This is a genomic window from Streptomyces sp. NPDC006197 (genome assembly GCF_040613865.1).
Lineage (GTDB): Bacteria > Actinomycetota > Actinomycetes > Streptomycetales > Streptomycetaceae > Streptomyces.
Window position 1 is genome coordinate 40,143 of record NZ_JBEXSZ010000008.1, and the last position, 16,682, is coordinate 56,824.

The 16,682-nt window shown below is 74.3% G+C and carries 15 protein-coding genes; 8 read left to right on the forward strand and 7 right to left on the reverse strand.

The genetic code is table 11. The annotated features are described in order from the left end of the window. Window positions 1-64 precede the first annotated feature (64 nt). Window positions 65-319: a hypothetical protein gene (locus ABZ318_RS04100; protein ID WP_356900930.1), complete on the forward strand. Its 255-nt coding sequence runs from the start codon at window positions 65-67 to the stop codon at window positions 317-319. A gap of 600 nt (window positions 320-919) precedes the next feature. On the opposite strand, the gene ABZ318_RS04105 is transcribed toward ABZ318_RS04100, so the two are convergent. Continuing rightward, window positions 920-2,437 (reverse strand): MFS transporter, encoded by a 1,518-nt coding sequence (locus ABZ318_RS04105; RefSeq protein WP_356900931.1) that lies wholly within the window; start codon window positions 2,435-2,437, stop codon window positions 920-922. Between the two features lie 103 nt (window positions 2,438-2,540). Between ABZ318_RS04105 and ABZ318_RS04110 the strand changes: the two genes are divergently transcribed. Together ABZ318_RS04110 and ABZ318_RS04115 are read left to right on the forward strand one after the other, a co-directional pair. Further along, window positions 2,541-3,479 (forward strand): helix-turn-helix transcriptional regulator, encoded by a 939-nt coding sequence (locus tag ABZ318_RS04110; RefSeq protein ID WP_356900932.1) that lies wholly within the window; start codon window positions 2,541-2,543, stop codon window positions 3,477-3,479. 211 nt (window positions 3,480-3,690) lie between these two features. Continuing rightward, window positions 3,691-4,620, forward strand: coding sequence for a PhzF family phenazine biosynthesis protein (locus tag ABZ318_RS04115; protein WP_356900933.1), 930 nt, complete (start codon window positions 3,691-3,693; stop codon window positions 4,618-4,620). On the opposite strand, the gene ABZ318_RS04120 is transcribed toward ABZ318_RS04115, so the two are convergent. Next, entirely contained in the window at window positions 4,595-4,891 is a 297-nt protein-coding gene (locus tag ABZ318_RS04120) for a helix-turn-helix domain-containing protein (RefSeq protein ID WP_356900980.1), read from the reverse strand. The genes ABZ318_RS04115 and ABZ318_RS04120 overlap by 26 nt on opposite strands. Window positions 4,892-5,115: 224 nt before the next feature. On the opposite strand from ABZ318_RS04120, the gene ABZ318_RS04125 reads away from it, so the two are divergent. After that, window positions 5,116-5,682, forward strand: coding sequence for a carboxymuconolactone decarboxylase family protein (locus ABZ318_RS04125; protein ID WP_356900934.1), 567 nt, complete (start codon window positions 5,116-5,118; stop codon window positions 5,680-5,682). 12 nt (window positions 5,683-5,694) lie between these two features. Here ABZ318_RS04125 and ABZ318_RS04130 read toward each other — a convergent pair whose 3' ends face one another. After that, complete coding sequence (locus ABZ318_RS04130; RefSeq protein WP_356900935.1) at window positions 5,695-6,582, reverse strand: LysR family transcriptional regulator; 888 nt, start codon at window positions 6,580-6,582, stop codon at window positions 5,695-5,697. Window positions 6,583-6,704: 122 nt separating this feature from the next. Here ABZ318_RS04130 and ABZ318_RS04135 point away from each other — a divergent pair, with 122 nt between their 5' ends. Beyond that, entirely contained in the window at window positions 6,705-7,160 is a 456-nt protein-coding gene (locus ABZ318_RS04135; protein ID WP_356900936.1) for a cupin domain-containing protein, read from the forward strand. On the opposite strand, the gene ABZ318_RS04140 is transcribed toward ABZ318_RS04135, so the two are convergent. Next, entirely contained in the window at window positions 7,139-8,923 is a 1,785-nt protein-coding gene (locus ABZ318_RS04140) for an IucA/IucC family protein (RefSeq protein ID WP_356900937.1), read from the reverse strand. The genes ABZ318_RS04135 and ABZ318_RS04140 overlap by 22 nt on opposite strands. Before the next feature lie 73 nt (window positions 8,924-8,996). On the opposite strand from ABZ318_RS04140, the gene ABZ318_RS04145 reads away from it, so the two are divergent. Continuing rightward, window positions 8,997-10,610, forward strand: coding sequence for an IucA/IucC family C-terminal-domain containing protein (locus tag ABZ318_RS04145; RefSeq protein WP_356900938.1), 1,614 nt, complete (start codon window positions 8,997-8,999; stop codon window positions 10,608-10,610). Here the strand turns inward: ABZ318_RS04145 and ABZ318_RS04150 are convergent. From ABZ318_RS04150 to ABZ318_RS04160, 3 genes are all read right to left on the reverse strand, one after another. Further along, window positions 10,585-11,925: an esterase-like activity of phytase family protein gene (locus tag ABZ318_RS04150; protein WP_356900939.1), complete on the reverse strand. Its 1,341-nt coding sequence runs from the start codon at window positions 11,923-11,925 to the stop codon at window positions 10,585-10,587. The genes ABZ318_RS04145 and ABZ318_RS04150 overlap by 26 nt on opposite strands. Window positions 11,926-12,139: 214 nt before the next feature. Then, window positions 12,140-12,541, reverse strand: coding sequence for a hypothetical protein (locus ABZ318_RS04155; protein WP_356900940.1), 402 nt, complete (start codon window positions 12,539-12,541; stop codon window positions 12,140-12,142). Between the two features lie 44 nt (window positions 12,542-12,585). Beyond that, on the reverse strand, window positions 12,586-14,358 hold the full coding sequence (locus tag ABZ318_RS04160) for a DUF2079 domain-containing protein (protein WP_356900941.1): 1,773 nt from the start codon (window positions 14,356-14,358) through the stop codon (window positions 12,586-12,588). 52 nt (window positions 14,359-14,410) lie between these two features. Between ABZ318_RS04160 and ABZ318_RS04165 the strand changes: the two genes are divergently transcribed. Both ABZ318_RS04165 and pucL read left to right on the forward strand, forming a co-directional pair. Next, the gene (locus ABZ318_RS04165) at window positions 14,411-15,556 is read left to right on the forward strand and encodes a winged helix DNA-binding domain-containing protein (RefSeq protein ID WP_356900942.1); all 1,146 of its coding nucleotides are present in this window, start codon (window positions 14,411-14,413) and stop codon (window positions 15,554-15,556) included. Window positions 15,557-15,759: 203 nt separating this feature from the next. Next, the gene (pucL, locus tag ABZ318_RS04170; protein ID WP_356900943.1) at window positions 15,760-16,677 is read left to right on the forward strand and encodes a factor-independent urate hydroxylase; all 918 of its coding nucleotides are present in this window, start codon (window positions 15,760-15,762) and stop codon (window positions 16,675-16,677) included. Window positions 16,678-16,682: the final 5 nt, after the last annotated feature.

Consider the following 16,682-nt stretch of genomic DNA (forward strand, 5'->3'; position numbering starts at 1 on the left):
CCCCCTGCCCCGATGTCGCGGCCGCTCTCAGCTCCTGTCAGACACGGGTGTGATGATCGGCCCCATGGCTCCCTGGCTCGACGGCACCGACTTCGCCCGTTACGCGCTCATCCCCGAGGGGCTCCTCCCGGCCTGGGAAGGGGGCGAGGCCGAGAGGATCCTCGGCTGCCTGCGGGACGCGGACGCGAACCCGGGCGCGGAGCATTCCGTGGAGGCGCTGCGCGTCGAACTTCCCCCTTCCCGCTACCGCGTCCAGTCGCTGACCGTCGATCCCGACCCGAAGACCCGGTTCCGTCTGGAACGGCTGCTGCCCGCATGACCGGTCCGCCCTCCGGCGAGTGTGCGGAAGCTCTTGTTCGTACGGTCCGGGTCCCGAACGTGGACGAGCCGGGCCGCGAGGGAAGCCGTACGGTCGACGGTCGGGAGACACACGAGAGACGGGCAGGTACGGGCAGGTGAGCGGTGTGGACAGCGTACGGCCGGGTGGCGCGCGCCCGAGGCGGCGGCTGCTCGTCGCGGCCGCGGGGGTCGTAGGGGTCGTCGTCGTGGCCGTCGGCGCGTTCTGCCTTCTGACGGACAAGTGGCTGTCCGACTCCGTCAAGCAGGAGAAGGAGTGCTGCTGGGAGGGTTCTGCCCCGACGACGTGGCTTCGCCCGACGCCGAGCACCTCGCGTACTGCGTGAAGGTGTTCTCTCACGAGTACACGACGGGCACGACCCGGATCTATCTCCGCTCGACGATCGAACCGGGGCTCACACCACCCCCTGCCTCTTAGTCGCCATGCCGTGTGCCGCGTGATTGGCCCCGGACGCCCCGAAAACGCCCGAAGTCTCGGGTGGGCGGGGGCGCCTGGGTCCTCTTTCGCGTGCGGGTCGGAGTGTGGCCCGCGGCTGCCGCGGAGGCCTCGTCCTTCGGGCGGTCAGGGCTGGTGCCCGCGCGGCAGCTTCAGTGCTGCCAGTGCGCTGATCAGTGCGCCGGCCGTGACGAGCATCGCCGTCACGAAGACGGCGTGCGCGGCGGACCCGTCGTCGGCCGTGCCCAGGTACACGCTGCCGTAGGTCGCCACCCCGAGCACCTGGGCGACCTGGGCCGTGGTGGTCATCACGCCGCTGGCGTCCGCCGCGTCCCCGGGCTCGACCCGGGCCAGCGCCACCGTCAGCAGCGGGCTGGTGACGTAGCCCATGCCGATGCCGACCACCAGGTGCAGGGCCGGGAGTGCGCTGCCCCCGTGCCCGCCGGAGCTCATGGTGAAGCCGATGCCGAGGTACCCGACGGCGGCGACCACGCACGCGGTGGCGATCATCGGCCGGTGGAGGCGTTCGGGCACCTTCTGCCAGGTGAGACTGCCGGTGGCGACGCCGATCGCGAGCGGCGCGAACGTCAGGCCGGTACGGGTCGCGGACTCGCCCAGACCGGACTGCATGTGCTGAGAGAAGGCGAACAGGAAGCCTGCGTACCCCGCCATCGCGAAGAAGTTCGCGGCCGCCCCGGAGACCAGACCGGGCGTCCTCAGCACCCGGGCCGGAACCAGCGGCGCTCCCGCACGGCGCGCGACCGCGCGCTCCACCAGGGCGAACACGGTCAGTGCGGGGATCGAGGCGAGGAGGGAGACCTTCGTCCACAGCGGCCAGCCCTGCTCATGCCCCGTCACCAGCGGCACGACGAGCAGCAGGAGCGCGGCGGTCAGCGTGATCAGGCCGGGGAGGTCCAGGCCCTTGGGCTCCGGCGGCCTGCCCCGCGGCAGCAGCCGCATCCCGGCGATCACCAGGACCGCGCCCACCGGCACGTTGATCAGGAACACCGGCCGCCAGCCGGCGCCGAACAGATCCGCGCTGACGAGGAAGCCGCCCGCGACCTGGCCGACCACGACGCCGAGCCCGATGACGGCCGCGTACAGGCTCAGCGCCCGGCCCCGGGCGGCTCCTTCGAAGCGCAGCTGGATCATGCTGTAGACCTGCGGCATCGTCATCGCCGCGCCGACGCCCTGCACCACGCGCGCGCCGATCAGCGTCGCCGGGTCGGGCGCGAGCCCGCAGGCGAGCGAGGCCACGGTGAAGGTGACGAGGCCGGACAGGAACACGGCGCGGAAGCCGTTGCGGGCGCCGAGGCGGGCCCCGGTGACCAGCAGCGTGGCGTAGGCGATCGTGTAGCTGGAGACGATCAGCTGCAGCGCGGAGCCGGTGGTGCCGAGGTCGGTGCGGATGGTCGGTGTGGCGACGTTGACGATGGTCGAGTCGAGCAGGGCCATGAAGACCGCGCCCAACATCACGACCAGCATCCGGTTGTCCCGGCGACGGTGAGGGTGCTGGTGCTGGTGCTGGTGGTGGCGTACGGCGGGGGTCGGGGGTGACGGTTCGGTGACCGCGGGTCGGGGTGGGGTGGGCCGGGCCGTGGCGGGGCGGGGTGGGGTGGCTCGGCTCTGGGGTGGCTCGTTCATGGCGGTGATGATCCTGGTGGCCGTATTCGGGTACCAGGCGTCCAGTTGTCCTGGTACCGGGGGTATCTGGATGCGCTGCCGCGCCCTCCTGCACACTGGGTTCGTGACGTCCGCCGACCCCGCCTCCCCACCCGGTCCCGCAGGTGGCGGGGGCAAGCGGCGTTCCGAGCTGGGCGCTTTCCTCAGGCTCCGCCGGGAGCGCATCGCCCCGGAGAGCGTGGGCCTCTCCCGGGGCACCCGCCGGCGCACGCCCGGGCTGCGCCGCGAGGAGGTCGCGCAGCTCTCCGGCATCGGCGTCGCCTGGTACACCTGGCTCGAACAGGGCCGGCGGATCAATCCCAGCGTCCAGGTGCTCGACGCGATCGCCCGGACGCTGCGGCTCGACCGGACCGAGCGCGACCACCTCTACCGCCTGGCGGACGTCCCCGGCGTGCCGGTGGACGTGTCGGCGGGGGCGCCCCGGCCACCGGAGCACCAGACCATCCTGGACGCCCTGACCCCGCTCCCGGCGACCATCGTGACCGCGCGCTACGACGTGCTCGCCTTCAACGACGCGTACGCGGCACTCGATCCGGGTCTCGTGCTGCTGCCGCCGCCGGACCGCAATGTGCTCCGGCACCTGTTCACCGCCGAGGAGCACCTGCAGCCGCTCGTCGACTGGGAGCGCGAGGTCTCCTTCATGGTCGCCCAGTTGCGGGCCGAGTCCGGCCGTCACCTGGACGACCCGCACTGGACCGGGTTCGTCCGGCAGCTGTCCGAGCGGAGCGCGCGCTTCGCCGAGATGTGGGCCAGGCACGAGGTCGCCTCGTCGGTCACCCGCCGCAAGTCCTTCTGGACCGTCGACGGCGACCGGCTCGGCCTGGTCGCGACGGGCTGCGCGATGGCCTCCGCCCCCGACACCAGGATGTGGATCTACACGCCCGACGACGAGGAGACGGAGCGGCTGCTCGGCGAACTCGTCGCCCGTTACCAGGAGACGGGCCCCGCCGGGTTGTTGGAGCAGGGCGCCCGGACCGGCCGCGGCCGGCGGTCCGCTCGCTGACGCTCCGGTGAGCCTCGTGTGCGGTGCGGCGATCACGAGGCTCCGGCGTCACGAGCTCGGGTTCGTGCTGGTGGACGGCGTGTCCCCCGTTCTGGCCGGGTTCGTGGCGCGGGGACGGTTCGGTCCCGGGTCCTTCCTCGGCTGAGCGGAGGTGTCACCGGGGGCGCTGGTGGGGTACGGGTGGGAGGTGGTGTTCTTCGGGGAGTCGGCCGTGACCGTCGTCCACGCGTGTGTACGGGACGGACTGGGCGGACGGGACAGGCAGGACGGGCAGGACGGGCAGGACCAGCGGGGCGGGCCGGACCGGTGGGGTGGCCCGGACGGGTGGGGTGGCAGTCCCACGGCCGTCCTGGACGACGGGCCGTTCGGCGAGAACGAGCGGCGGCGGGTGCCCGGGGCGGCGGGAGCCTCGCACGCTGTCTTCGTCACGCGCGAGGGCGAACGGGACGGGCGTCCCGCCTTCTCCCTCCGGTTCTTCACCTCCGAGGGGGAGTTGCCCTCCTGCGGGCACGGCACGATCGCCGCCCTCGGCTTCCTCGCCGCGCGGGCCGCCACCGACACGTACGAGGCGTCCCTCCGCGTCGCGGGCCGTACGTTCGCCGGCCGGGCCGTACGGAAGGGGCCGTACGCCGAGGCCGACTTCGCCTACGGGTCCGTGGAGCTCCGCGAGCCGACCGGGGCCGAGTCCGCGCTCGTCCTGCCGGCCCTCGGCCTGGACCCGGACGCGCTCGGGCCGGGGCCGCGGGTCGCCTCCGTCGGGCGGCCGCGCCTGCTGGTCCCGGTGGCCTCCCGGTCCGTACTCGCCGCCCTCGCCCCGGACATGGGCCGGCTCCGCGCCGCCTGCGACCGCCTCGGTCTCCTGGGCTGTTACGCGTACTCCGCGCCGTCGCCCTCGGGTCGGCTCGCGGCCCGGATGTTCGCCCCGTCGATCGGCGTCCCGGAGGACATCGCCAACGCCAACAGCACGGCCTGCCTCGCCGCCCACCTCGCCGGTCGGGGCATCGACCGCATCGCGGTCGACATGGGGGATTCCCTCGGCAGCCCCGCCACCATCGGCGCCACGACCCAGGCCGGTCCGTCCGGTCCGGTGGTACGGCTGGGCGGTGGCGTCCTGGTCAGGCGCCCGGGCCACCGTCCGTAGGACCTTCGGTCTCCCTCGCCCACCGGCCGCTCCAGGCCTCCAACGGGGCCAGTGCATCGACGAGTTCCGCGCCCAGGGGGGTGAGCCGGTACTCGTCGTCCGCGCGGGTGAGCAGCCGGGCCTCGGACAGCTCGTCGAGGCGGGTGCTGAGCACGCTGGAGGACATGCGCTCGCAGCGGCGCTGGAGCTCGCGGAAGCCGGCCGGGGCCTGGCTCAGTTCCCACAGGACGCGCAGGGCCCAGCGGCGTCCGAGCAGGTCGAGCGCGGCCATGACCGGGCGGCCGGACGCGGATCCCCGCACGGGCCGCCCCGGTACGGGCCGTGCGGGTACGGGCCGTGCGGGTACGGGGTGCTCCGGTACGGCCCGTCCGGATACGGGCCGCCCGGGCCGTGGTGTCGCCGCTCCGGTCTCTCCCACGCCACTCCTCCTCCTTGCGCTTCGCTTTCAGAAGCATCATAGTGGCGCTTCTGAAAACGAAGCAGGAGGTGCAGCAGATGCCCCGCATCGAACCGCTCGTCCCCCCGTACTCCCCCGCCGTCGACCGGGCCCTGCGCCGCTGGATGCCGCCCGGCGTACCCCACGAGCCGCTCCGACTCTTCCGGGTCCTGCACCGCAACCCCGAGCTGGCCTCCCGCATGTTCACCCTGGGCGCCGGGCTCCTCGGCCACGGGCTCCTCCCCGCCGCCGACCGCGAGTTCGTCATCGCCCGGGTGACCGCGCGCAGCGGCTGCGCCTACGAGTGGGGCGTCCACGCCGCGACCCTCGCCCCGCGGGCAGGGCTCGGCCCCGAACAGCTCCGCGCGACCACGGACGTGGACAGGGGCGTGAGGCCCGCCTCCCTGACCGGGCGTCACGCCGCCCTCCTCGCCGCCGTCGACGAACTGCACGACACCGCGCGCCTCTCCGAGCCCGCCTGGGATGCCCTCCGCGCCCACTACGAGGACGCCCAACTGCTGGAGTTCCTCGTCCTGGCCGGCTGGTACCGGACCATCAGCTACCTGGCCAACGGGCTCCTGCTGGAGGAGGAGCCCTGGGCCGAGCCGTTCCCCGTCGCCCCGTGACCGGCGCCGGGCTCAGCCGACGGCGCGCAGGGCCCTCAGCAGGTGCCGCAGGGCCGGTCCCGGCGGGCCCGGCCGGACGGCCAGCGAGGTGGTGACGGTGAGTCCGGCCAGCGGGCGCACCGCGACCCTGGGGACCCTCGGCAGCCCCCGCACCTCGTAGAAGAGGGTCCACGACGGCTCCCGGGCCGTGCCGATCGCCGTGAGCGTGGCCTGGAGGTCGCTGAACGGCGGCCCCGGGACCGGCTGGACCCCGGCCGCCTCGAACGCGCCGGTGACCAGCGCGTGGAAGGGCGGGTTGTCCTCCCGGGGAGCGAGCCGCAGCGGGAGGCCGGCCAGCTGGTCCAGGCGCGGTTCCGGTTCGGCCGCGAGCGGGTGCCCCTCGGGCAGGGCGGCGTACAGCGGATCGCTCCACAGGGGGAGCAGGGTCAGGCCGGGTGCCGCCCCCGGCTCGTCCGGCAGCGCCCGTACGAGGGCCGCGTCCAGCTCTCCGTCGCGTACGGCCGCCAGGCGGCGGGCGACGGGCAGCCGGTGCAGGCGCACCTGCAACCGGGGTGCTCCGGCGGCGAGTTCGCCCAGGACGCGGTTGATCCGGTCCCCCGGGCCGTGGATGCCGCCCAGGCGCAGGATCCCGTCGTCGCCCGCCGCGGTGTCGGCGGCCACGCGCGCGGTGCGGTCGGCGGCCGCGAGCACGGCGTGCGCCTCGGGCAGCAGCCGCTCGCCCGCGGCGGAGAGCCGCACGCGCCGGGTGGTGCGCTCGAAGAGCTCCACGCCCCAGTCCCGTTCGAGTCGGCGGATCTGCTGGCTGACCGCCGACTGGACGATGCCGAGACGCTCGGCGGCCCTGCCGAAACCGCCCTCTTCCGCCACGGTCACGAAGTACCGCAGCTGTCGCAGCTCCACCGCCGCCCCTCCCCCGCATTCATCACGAACGGTGATCCCCGACGACTGCAACCGCCTGTGGTGCGGCCTCTCTTCCCCGGGTCGAATGGAATCCGATGCCGACCGAGAAGGAGCTGTGCACCATGTCCGAGAACCAGAAGGCGCTGGTCGTCCACGCCGAGGAGGCCGAACGGGTCGACCTCCCCCACGGCGGCGGTTTCCGCCTCCTCGCCGACGCCCGCGACACCGGCGGCGCGCTCGGCGCCAACCGCCTCTCCCTCGGCGAGGGGGCGGCCGGCGCCCCGCCGCACTTCCACGCGCGGTCGACCGAGCTGTTCTACGTACTGGACGGGGTCATGCGGTTCACCCTGGACGGCCGTACGGCGACCGTGGCCGCCGGCGGGCTGGTCTCCGTGCCGCCCGGGACGCCGCACTCCTTCGGCGCGGCCCCCGGCTCGACCGCGGAGCTGCTCGTGGTCCTGACCCCCGGCGTCGACCGCTTCGGCTACTTCCGGACGCTCGGCCGCGTCCAGCACGGCCTGGAGACGTTCGACGCGCTCCGGTCCGCGCAGGACCGCTACGACGTGCACTTCCTCTGAGGCCGGTCCACGAGGGGGTTGCGCAGGGGGATCCACTCGTCCCGGTCCACGCCTCGCAGGCGCATCAGGGTGAGGGCCTTGACCCGGATCTCCGGGGCGAAGAGGGCCGCCCGGTCGGCGCGGTTCTCCGGGGTCGCCGGCAGGTCGTCGTAGGCGCGGTCGGCCGCGGCGGCGACGACCGCCCAGAGCCGGGCCCCGGCGGCCCGGTCGCGGTCGGCGAGGGCGGAGACCAGGGTCCCGAAGGCGGTTCCGAAGAGGTGGCCGAAAAGCATCGTACGGAGTACGGCCGGGTCGTCGTCGATCACCCGCCCGCCGACCGGAGCGGCGTCGAAACCGTGCCGGGCGAGACGGGCCGGGCTCAGCCGGACGTCGGCGAGGTCCCGGTAGACCAGCCGGCGGGGCCGGGCGTGCGCGTCGAGCACGACCAGGAGGTTCTGCCCGTGGGCGGCGGGGGCGACGCCCCGGCTCAGGAGGCGGACCAGCGGCGGGACCGCGAGGCCGGCGAAGGCGGCCAGCCAGTCGGTGCCCGCGTCCGGAGCGTCGGCGGACGCCAGGAGCGTCCGGATCAGGGGCGGCCCGTCGCCGGCGGGGCGGGCGGCGAGCGCCGCCACCGGCACGACCGTCTCCCCCGCCCGCAGGCCCGCGGCGGCGGACGGGGACTCGCGGAGCAGCACGGCGAGGTCGCCGCTGGGCTCGCCGCGCACGAGCGCGGAGGCGCCGGCGAGGTTGCGGGTGATCCGCAGCGTGTCCGCCAGGTCGGCCACGACGTGCGCGAGGAGGTCCGAGAGCGGCGCGCTGTTCTCGACGCCGCTCGCCGAGATGTCACGGATCGCGCTGGTCATCCGCGTGGACAGCGCCGTCTTCAGGTGCGGTCCGCCGTCGAGCGGCGCGAGGGTCCGTACGCTCATCAGCGGCCGGGCGGGGATCGCTCCGGTGGCGAACGGCCGGTGCCCGAGCCCCGGCAGGACGTGCTTGCTCTGCCAGGGGTGCACGGGCAGCAGCAGCCGGTCGCCGTCCCGCAGCCGCTCCGGCCACGCGCCCGCGACCCGGCACCGGTCGGCGGGGACCGCCACCAGGTCGAGTCCGACGACCGGACGGTGCTCGGGGGCGTACGCGAGCTGCTCGGCCACGGAGAGCCCGGGGCGGCTGCGGCAGGAGGGGTGGTACGGGTGCCCGTCGACGATGCTCTGCTCGACGTACGCGAGCGGGTCGCCGCCGCCGGGGCCGGAGGCCGTCGCCCCCGCCCGGGACAGTGCCAGGGAGGCGACTCCGTGGGCCAGGTCCGTGACCAGGGGAGCGGCGCCCGGGAGGTCTAGTGCGGCGAGGAGGGCGGCCGGGTGGTCGTGGGCGCGGTCGTCGAGCCGTACGGTCGTGTCCTCGCCGGGAACGACCAGGTCGTACGGGAGCCGGGGCGGGCCGCTCAGGACGCGCCCGTCGGCGAGACGCACCCGGCCGGCGTCCCCGTCGCGCTCCGCCACCCCCGGCAGCGGCTCGTGCAGCAGCGCGCGCCACAGCCGGGCGAGGACCGCCGCCCGGGCCGGGGCCAGCTCCTGCCGGTAGGCGGGGAGGAGCCGGGGAGCCACGTCCGCCAGCTCGGCGGCGACGGCCGCCTCGGCCGCCTCGGCCGCCTCGGCCGCCTCCGCCGCGAGAGCGGTCCCGGTGGCGGGGGCCGTCCCAGAAGCGGAGGCCTTCGCGGCGACGGCCGCCTCGGGGGCGCGCGGCGCGTGTCGTGCGCTCGTATCGTGATCCGGAGCGGAGTGCATGAAGGCTCACTACCCTGCGCAGGATGTCCCTATCGGTGGATGATCCGTCGGGGACCGGGTGGAAGGCGCTGTCGTGAGTGAAGCCAAGGGCGTGGCCGACGCCCTCTCCGCCACCGCCCTCCTCAACTGCCTGATCCGGGAGGTGGCCGAGACCGGGCCGCACACGGATCCGGACCACGCCGTGCACCGGCTCCCGGCGACCGGTCGGCTGCTTCGGGTGCGGGCCGGCCGCCGGCCCGCCGACCCGTGCGTCCGCACCGACGGCGGCTGGCTCCCGTTGACCTTCGAGGCCCTCGTGGCGCTGACCGCCGACGAGCTGGGCCGGCGCACCGGCGTCACCAACAGGACCGTCCTCGGCGAGATGACCGACAGCAGGGACGTCGTCGCGGCGCTGCAGGACGCGCGCGCGTCCGCGTGCCCGCCGGAGGACCCGTACCTGCGGTCGGAGCAGGCGCTGCTGGCGGGCCACCGGTACCACCCGGCGCCGAAGTCGCGCGGGGCGGGCGCCCCGGAGAGCTGGCTGCCGTACGCGCCGGAGGCGTACGCCCGGTTCCCGCTGGAGCTCCTCGGCGTCCGGGCCGACGTGGTCGCGGAGGACGGCGACCTGTCGCTCCTGGACGTCCTGGGCACGGAGGCGCCCGAGGGCTACGTCGTCCTTCCCATCCACCCCTGGGAGCTGGACCTGCTCCACGAGAGCACGCTGCCCGCGTTCCGTGACGGGCGGCTGCTGCGGCTCGGTCCCGGCGCGCCACGGGCGGGCCTGGCCGTGCCGACGTCCTCCGTGCGGACGGTCTACCTGCCGGAGGCCGACCTCTTCTGCAAGTTCAGCCTGGACGTGCGGATCACCAATGGGAACCGCCGTCTGGAGCTGCGCGACCTGCTGTGGCTGCGGACGGTCGCCGACCTCCTCGCGCCCGTCCTCGACCCCTTCCCCGCCGCGACGTTCCTCGCCGACCGGGGTTACCGCACCGCCGACCTCGGCGGGCAGCACGCCTACGAGGGCTTCGCGGTGATCGCCCGCGAGGGCCTGCGGCCGCATCTGCTGCCGGGGGTGACGCCGCTGCTCGCGGCGGGCATCGGCGAGGGCTTCCCCGGCAACCCGGTCGACGGGCTGACGCCGGAGCGGGCGCTCGCGTGGTGGCGGCGCTACCTCGACCTGCTCGTGCCGCCGGTGCTGCACGCCTGGCGGGCGCACGGCCTGGTCCTGGAGTGCCATCTGCAGAACGTCCTGGTGGGCGTGGACGCCACCGGCCTGCCGGCGCAGGTGGTCTTCCGCGACCACGAGGGCGTACGGATCGTCGCCGAGCGGCACCGCGGGCTCCTGGACCGGCACGGGCCGCGGGGGCCCGCCCCGGCCCTGGACGCGGCGCACGGCTGGGAGCGGCTGGCGTACTGCCTGGTGACGAACAACCTCTCCGAGATCGCCGGCGCCCTCACCGACCGCCACCCGGGGCTGGCCGGCGAACTGTGGCCCCTGGCCCGGGCGGTGTTCGCCGGGTACGCGGCGGAGCACGGCGGCCCGGCGGAGGTCTCCGCGCTGCTCGACTCGCCGCACGTGCCCGCGAAGACCAACCTTCTGCTGCGCTGGCTCGACGTGGACGGCGCCGACGCCCGCTACGTGCCGATGGCCAATCCGCTGCGGCCGCCCTCCCGGGGAGAGCTCAGCGCACGGGGCGGTTCAGCCTGACCCGTACGAGGGTGGTGTCCACGTCGCTGTCGACGAGGCGGCCGTTCGTGTCGAAGGCCTCCGGGCCGTCCGTCATCCCGAAGTCGTTGTCGTTGAGCAGGACGAGGGTCGAGGAGCCTTCGACGGCGACGCCCTCGATCTTGCCGGGGACGCCCTCGACCGTGCCGAGGTCGATCACGAGGCGCTTGTCGAGGACCGGGACCCGGGCCGCGGCCGTGTCGTCGAGCTGTTCCAGGGTGGGGCCGGCGGCGGTGTCCCAGGTGGTGCCGAGGATGTCGGAGCCGCGGCGGAGGCGGACCTCGTAGAGGCGGGCGGCCTTGTCGGTGCGCTCCTGGACGAGGAGGCGGTCGCCGCCGACGGCGACGAGCGCGGAGAGCTTCAGCTCGGAGGTCTTGGTCTGGCCGGGCTCGACGACGCCGACGGGGTCGAAGCGGTAGGCGTACTCGGCGGTGACCCGGTTCTCGCGGGGCGAGAAGCGCAGCAGGCGGGTGGTGCGGGAGTTCTCGCCGGAGACCTTGTCGGGGTTGAGCAGCGGGCTCTGCAGGCCGAGGACGAGGTCGCCGTCGGGCAGCAGCGCGAGGCCCTCGAAGCCGCGGTTGACCTTGCGCTGAAGGAAGATCGACGGGAGCGACTCGACGACGGGGTAGTCGGTGCCGGTCAGGCCGAGACCCTCGGGGACGTGGCGGGCGAGGACCCGGCCCTGCGCGGAGACGTGCACGAGCGAGGGCCCGTACTCGTCGACCAGCCAGAAGCCGCCGTCCCGGTCGCGGACGAGGCCCTCGGTGTCCAGGCCGTTCGGGTCGTACGCGAGCGGGGTGGAGGCGTCGTACGAGTACGGGGCCTCGTCGCGGCCGGGCTGGTTGGGCAGGCCGGTGACGGGGGCGCCGGAAGTGGTGGTGAGCGGGATGGACTTCAGGACCTGGATCCGGTCGCCGACGGTGCGGATCTTCACGATGGCCGGGTCGAAGCCGGGCACGGGGAAGGTGCGCCGCTTGTCCTTGCCGACGGCTATCTGGCCGTTGGGGCCCCGGTCGGTGACGGTCCAGTACTCGCCGCGCCGCCCGGCCGGGTACAGGTCGCTGCCGATGCCGCCGAGGTCGACGCCCCGGTCGTCGGCGACGCTGCCCGGCAGCAGGGCGTTGCTGAAGGCGGCCAGCGGGATGTCGGGCAGGGTCGCGGTGGAGACGACCCGGGCGGCGGGGCCGCCGTGGTGCGCCGGCGTGGCGTCGGCCGTCCCCACGACCACCGAGAGCGCGAGCGCGGCGGACAGCGGCAGGACCACGAGGGCGGGCCGGCGCAGGAGGCGCGGATTCATCAGAACTCCCTTGAGCACATGGAATGTCGCCGGTGAGGGCGGCCTCATGGTCCGGTCCTTCGCGCAACACGGGGCGACGGGTTCGCGACGGCGGGGCGAGTCCTGGGTGAACGCGCGTCTCCGTGCGCCCCGCTCCGTACCGGTCGAAGGCCGGCGCCGCCCCAGTTCTCCAGCTTGCCGGGGATGTCGTTGACGAGCCAGGTGCGGGCGGGGCTCAGGGTTCGTACGTTCCCTCGGGTCGCTGGTGGGCGCCGGGGACCTCGTTGCCCTCGGCGTCGGTGACCGTGGCGAAGAAGGACGTGGCCCAGACCGTGATGCGCCCCGGTTCGTGCGCCGTCTCGAAGGGGTGGTCGTCCCAGCGCCCGTACGAGGTGACCGTGACCCGCTCGCCGGGGCGCAGCCAGTAGTCCTGGCCGAACGGTTCGAGCCAGAGCTCCAGGAGTTCGCCGCCGTCGTTCCGTATCGGCAGGGGGACGGGGTTGCCGAGCCGCTGGATCGCCTCGTGGCCGAAGTCCCCGGCGTGGGGCATGTTCGCGAGGAGCGGGGCGGTGATCCGCTCGGCCGGGGTGGGCTGCCGGTGCTGTCGGTCCTGGTTCCGCTTGTCACGTCTCCACATGGCCCCGATTGTCTCCCCGGCGCTCGGCCGGCCCCCTACCGCCCTTACCGCCGCAGCAGGTTCGCGCCCACGTCCTCCGGGACGGCCTCCCGGACGGGGGTGCTGTCGGGGCCCGGGCGGTGCATGCCGGGGATCGGGACCGCATCCGTGCGGTGGAGGAGGACGGTGCCCTCCCGGTGCCAGACCGTCGTGTAGCCGTGGGTGAGGAGGAGCGCGACCCGCTGCCGCTGTTCCTCGACGGAGGCGAAGGGGAAGGTCCGGTCGTTCGTCCGGAGGAGGACCCAGTCGGCGCCGCGTGGCGTCCCGTCGACGATGACCACGTCCGTACGGGCGGTCAGGCGGGGCGCGACGGTGTTGTCGGCCTCGACCGTCGCGCCGTCGGGGATGAGCGCGGCGGCCGTGGCGAGGGGCCGTTTGTCCGGGGAGGGCCGCCAGGAGTCCGGCCGGACGAGGAGAGCGAGGCCGAGGACGACGGCCGCGGCGGAGGAGAGGACGAGCGCGGTGACCGCCCAAGGGCGGATCCCACGCCGCTCGCGCAGCCTCGCAAGCGTCTCCAGGGCCGCCGTCAGGAGGATCGGCCAGAGGAAGGCGTCGTAGTGGTTGATCACCGGCCAGTGGTTGGGGTTGTCGGAGAGGACGCGTTCCGCGAGGAGGGGGACGGCGAGCAGGAAGGTCGGGGAGCCGAGCGGGAGCAGGGCGAGGGTGCCGAGGATCCAGGCCACCATGGCGACCTTGACGAAGGGGGTCGCGGCGACCTGGGGCAGGATCCAGGGGGCGGTGAGGACGTGGGCCAGGGCGTCCGCCGGGTCGGCGCCGAGGCGTCCGTACGACCAGTAGTAGCCCTCGGGGCCGCCCATCGCCGGCAGGAACCAGGAGATCACGAGGGCGGAGACGAGCGGTCCGGCCAGGGCGAGCGCGACGCCCGTGGCGCGGCCGGCCCGGTGGCCGGCGCGGTGGGCGCGGACCGCGAGGACGAGGCCGTACGCGCCGACGACGAGGCCCATGTCCTCCTTGGCGGTGCACAGCAGGGCCGCCCAGAAGGCGGCGGCGCCGTACCGGTGGGCGAGTCCGCGCTCCAGCATGAGCAGGGTGAACGGCACGGCGAAGGCGACCTCGTGGAAGCCGTTGTAGGCGGAGCCGAGGAGCGGCCAGCCCAGCGCGTACACGAGTCCGCCGAGGTCGGCGGCGCGGCGCCCCACGCGGGGCGGCGCGTCCTGGAAGGCGTGCCGGGCGATGCGCCGGACCACCGGCACGCCCGCCGCGAACAGCGCGGCCTGGGCGAGGATCAGCGTCCGCGGGTCGTCCCACAGCAGGTAGAGCGGGGCGAGGAGGGCGAGCGCGGGCGTGAAGTGGTCGCCGAGGAGCGAGAAGCCGGGCGGGAATGCGTGGTGGACGTTCTTGATCGGCGACCTGGGGAGCTCGCCGTGTGCGTAGGCCCGCACGGCCTGGTCGAAGATGCCGAGGTCGAAGCCCGTGGCCCGCAGGGCCGTCCAGGACTGCAGCCCGAGGCCCGCGCAGACGAGGAGGCAGAGGGCGGTGAGGGCGAGGCCCCGGCCCCTGCCCCGCGCCCAGTCCCGGCCCCTGCCCCGCGTCCAGTGCCGGCCCCTGTCCCGTGCCTTGCCCCGCGTCCAGCCCCGTGCCTTGCCCCGCGTCCAGTCCCGCCTCCAGTCCCGGGCCCTGTCCCGCGTCCGGTCCCGTGTCCACCGTGGTCCCGAAGGCGCCGCCGAGTCCCCTTCGTCGGCCGGACGCGGGCGCGGCACGAGGCCGGTGCTCTCGCCGGACGGGCGGGTCGACGGATGCGGCGGTGTGTTCCCCATGATCACGACAGTACGTTGCGTGCGTGGGGGCGCCGGAAGGAAGAATCGCACCATGGTGATCTCCGCGCGCGCCCTCAACCGCTCCACTCTCCACCGGCAGTTGCTCCTGGAGCGCGCGCCGCTCGGTGTCACGGACGCCGTCCGGCGGGTGGTGGGTCTTCAGGCGCAGCATCCCGGCTCGCCCTACGTGGCCCTGTGGAACAGGGTCGCGGACTTCGACCCGGAGCAGCTCGACGGGGCCTTGCACCGCTTCGAGTTGGTCAGGTCGACGCTGATGCGGCTCACGCTGCACCTGGTGCACGCCGAGGACTACCGGGCCTTCCGGGAGGGCATGGAGCCGACGCTGCGCGGTTCGCGGCTGCACGATCCGCGGTTCACGGCGGCGGGGTTCACGGCCGCCGACGCCGACGCGCTGCTGCCCGGCCTCCTGGCGTACGCCGGGAGCGCGCGGACCGGGGCCGAGCTGCGGAGGCACCTCGAGGAGGGCCGGGGCGGGCCGGTGGAGGCCGTCGTCTGGCGGATGGTGCGGCAGTACGCGCCGCTGTGGCATGCGCCGACGGGCCCGCCGTGGTCGTTCGGCACCGCGCAGTCCTTCGTCACGGCGGCCGAACTGCCGTCGCTCGCCGACCCGGAGGCGTCCGCCGCCGGTCTCGCCGCCCTGGTCCGGCGCTGTCTGGAGGGCTTCGGGCCCGCGTCCGTGGCGGACGTGGCGCAGTTCACGACGGCCCCGCGCCGCCTGGTGCGGGAGGCGGTGAAGTCCCTGGAGGGGGAGCTGGACCGCCTGGAGGGGGCCGACGGGACGGTGCTGTACGACGTGCCGGGGGCGGTGCGGCCCGGCGAGGACGTCCCGGCGCCGCCCCGGCTGATGGCGATGTGGGACAACGTCCTGCTGGCCTACGCGGACCGCGGCCGGATCATCCCGCCCGCGTACCGCGGGCACGTCATCCGCGTGAACGGCGACACGCTTCCGGCGCTCCTCGTCGACGGGTACGTGGCCGGCGTGTGGCGGCCGGTCGACGGCGGGATCGAGGCGAGCGCCTTCCACCCGCTGACGGCCGGCGACTGGGAGGGGCTCGCGGCCGAGGCGGCGGCCCTGGGGACGCTGCTCGCCGACCGCGATCCGCGGGTGTACGGGCGGTACGACCACTGGTGGGCGAAGGGCCTGCCGTCGGTCGAGACCCGGGTCCTGCCCCGCTGACGCTCCCCCTCACCCATTGCCAGCCACCCTGAACGCACATATCTTCGAGCCGACACCTACGGACCGGGATGCTCGTCAGTCCCGGGGCGGTCCGCCGTTCACGGGCCGGACGGCGGGGAGCGACCCCCTGGAGGACTCCAGGGCGCTGGACGCCGGGCGTACGGGATATCCGTATCCACGTACCCGCAGGAGCTGAGCAGCACATGAGCAAGCACGTCCTCGCCCAGAACCAGTACGGCAAGGCCGAGAACCGCATCGTCACCGTCACCCGCAAGGGCAACGACGGCGCGTGGCACGAGATCCGCGACCTGAACGTGTCGGTGGCCCTGCGCGGTGAGTACCGCGACGTCCATCTGACCGGCGACAACGGCAACTGTCTGCCGACCGACACCACGAAGAACACGGTCTACGCCTTCGCCAAGGAGCACGGCGTCGACTCCCCCGAGGCCTTCGGCATCCTCCTCGCCCAGCACTTCGTGTCCTCGCAGGCCGTGATCCACGAGGCGCAGATCCGGGTCGAGGAGTACGCCTGGGAGCGGATCTCGGTGCCGTCGCGCAAGGAGCAGCACTCCTTCGCGCGCAAGGGGCAGGAGGTCCGCACGGCGCAGATCACGTACTCGGAGACCACCGGGCTCCAGGTCCTGTCGGGCCTCAAGGAGCTGACGGTGATGAACTCGACGAACTCCGAGTTCCACGGCTTCATCAAGGACGAGTACACGACGCTCCAGGAGGCGTACGACCGCATCCTGGCCACCAAGGTCACCGCCCGCTGGGCGAACTCGGCCTCGGCGGCGGCAAACGCGGAGCACGACTGGGACGCCTCGTACGCAAAGGTGCGGCGCCACATGCTGGAGGCGTTCGCGGAGACGTACAGCTACTCGCTCCAGCAGACCCTGCACGCGATGGCGGACCGGGTCCTGGACCACGTCTCCACGGTCAACGAGGTCCGGCTCAACCTGCCGAACAAGCACCACTTCCTGGTGGACCTGGAGCCGTTCGGGCTGAAGAACGACAACGAGGTGTACTTCGCGGCCGACCGGATGTACGGCCTGATCGAGGGCACCGTCCACCGTCAGGGCGTCCAGCCGGTGATCGCGACCAGCGACTGGATCACCGCCTGAGCCCA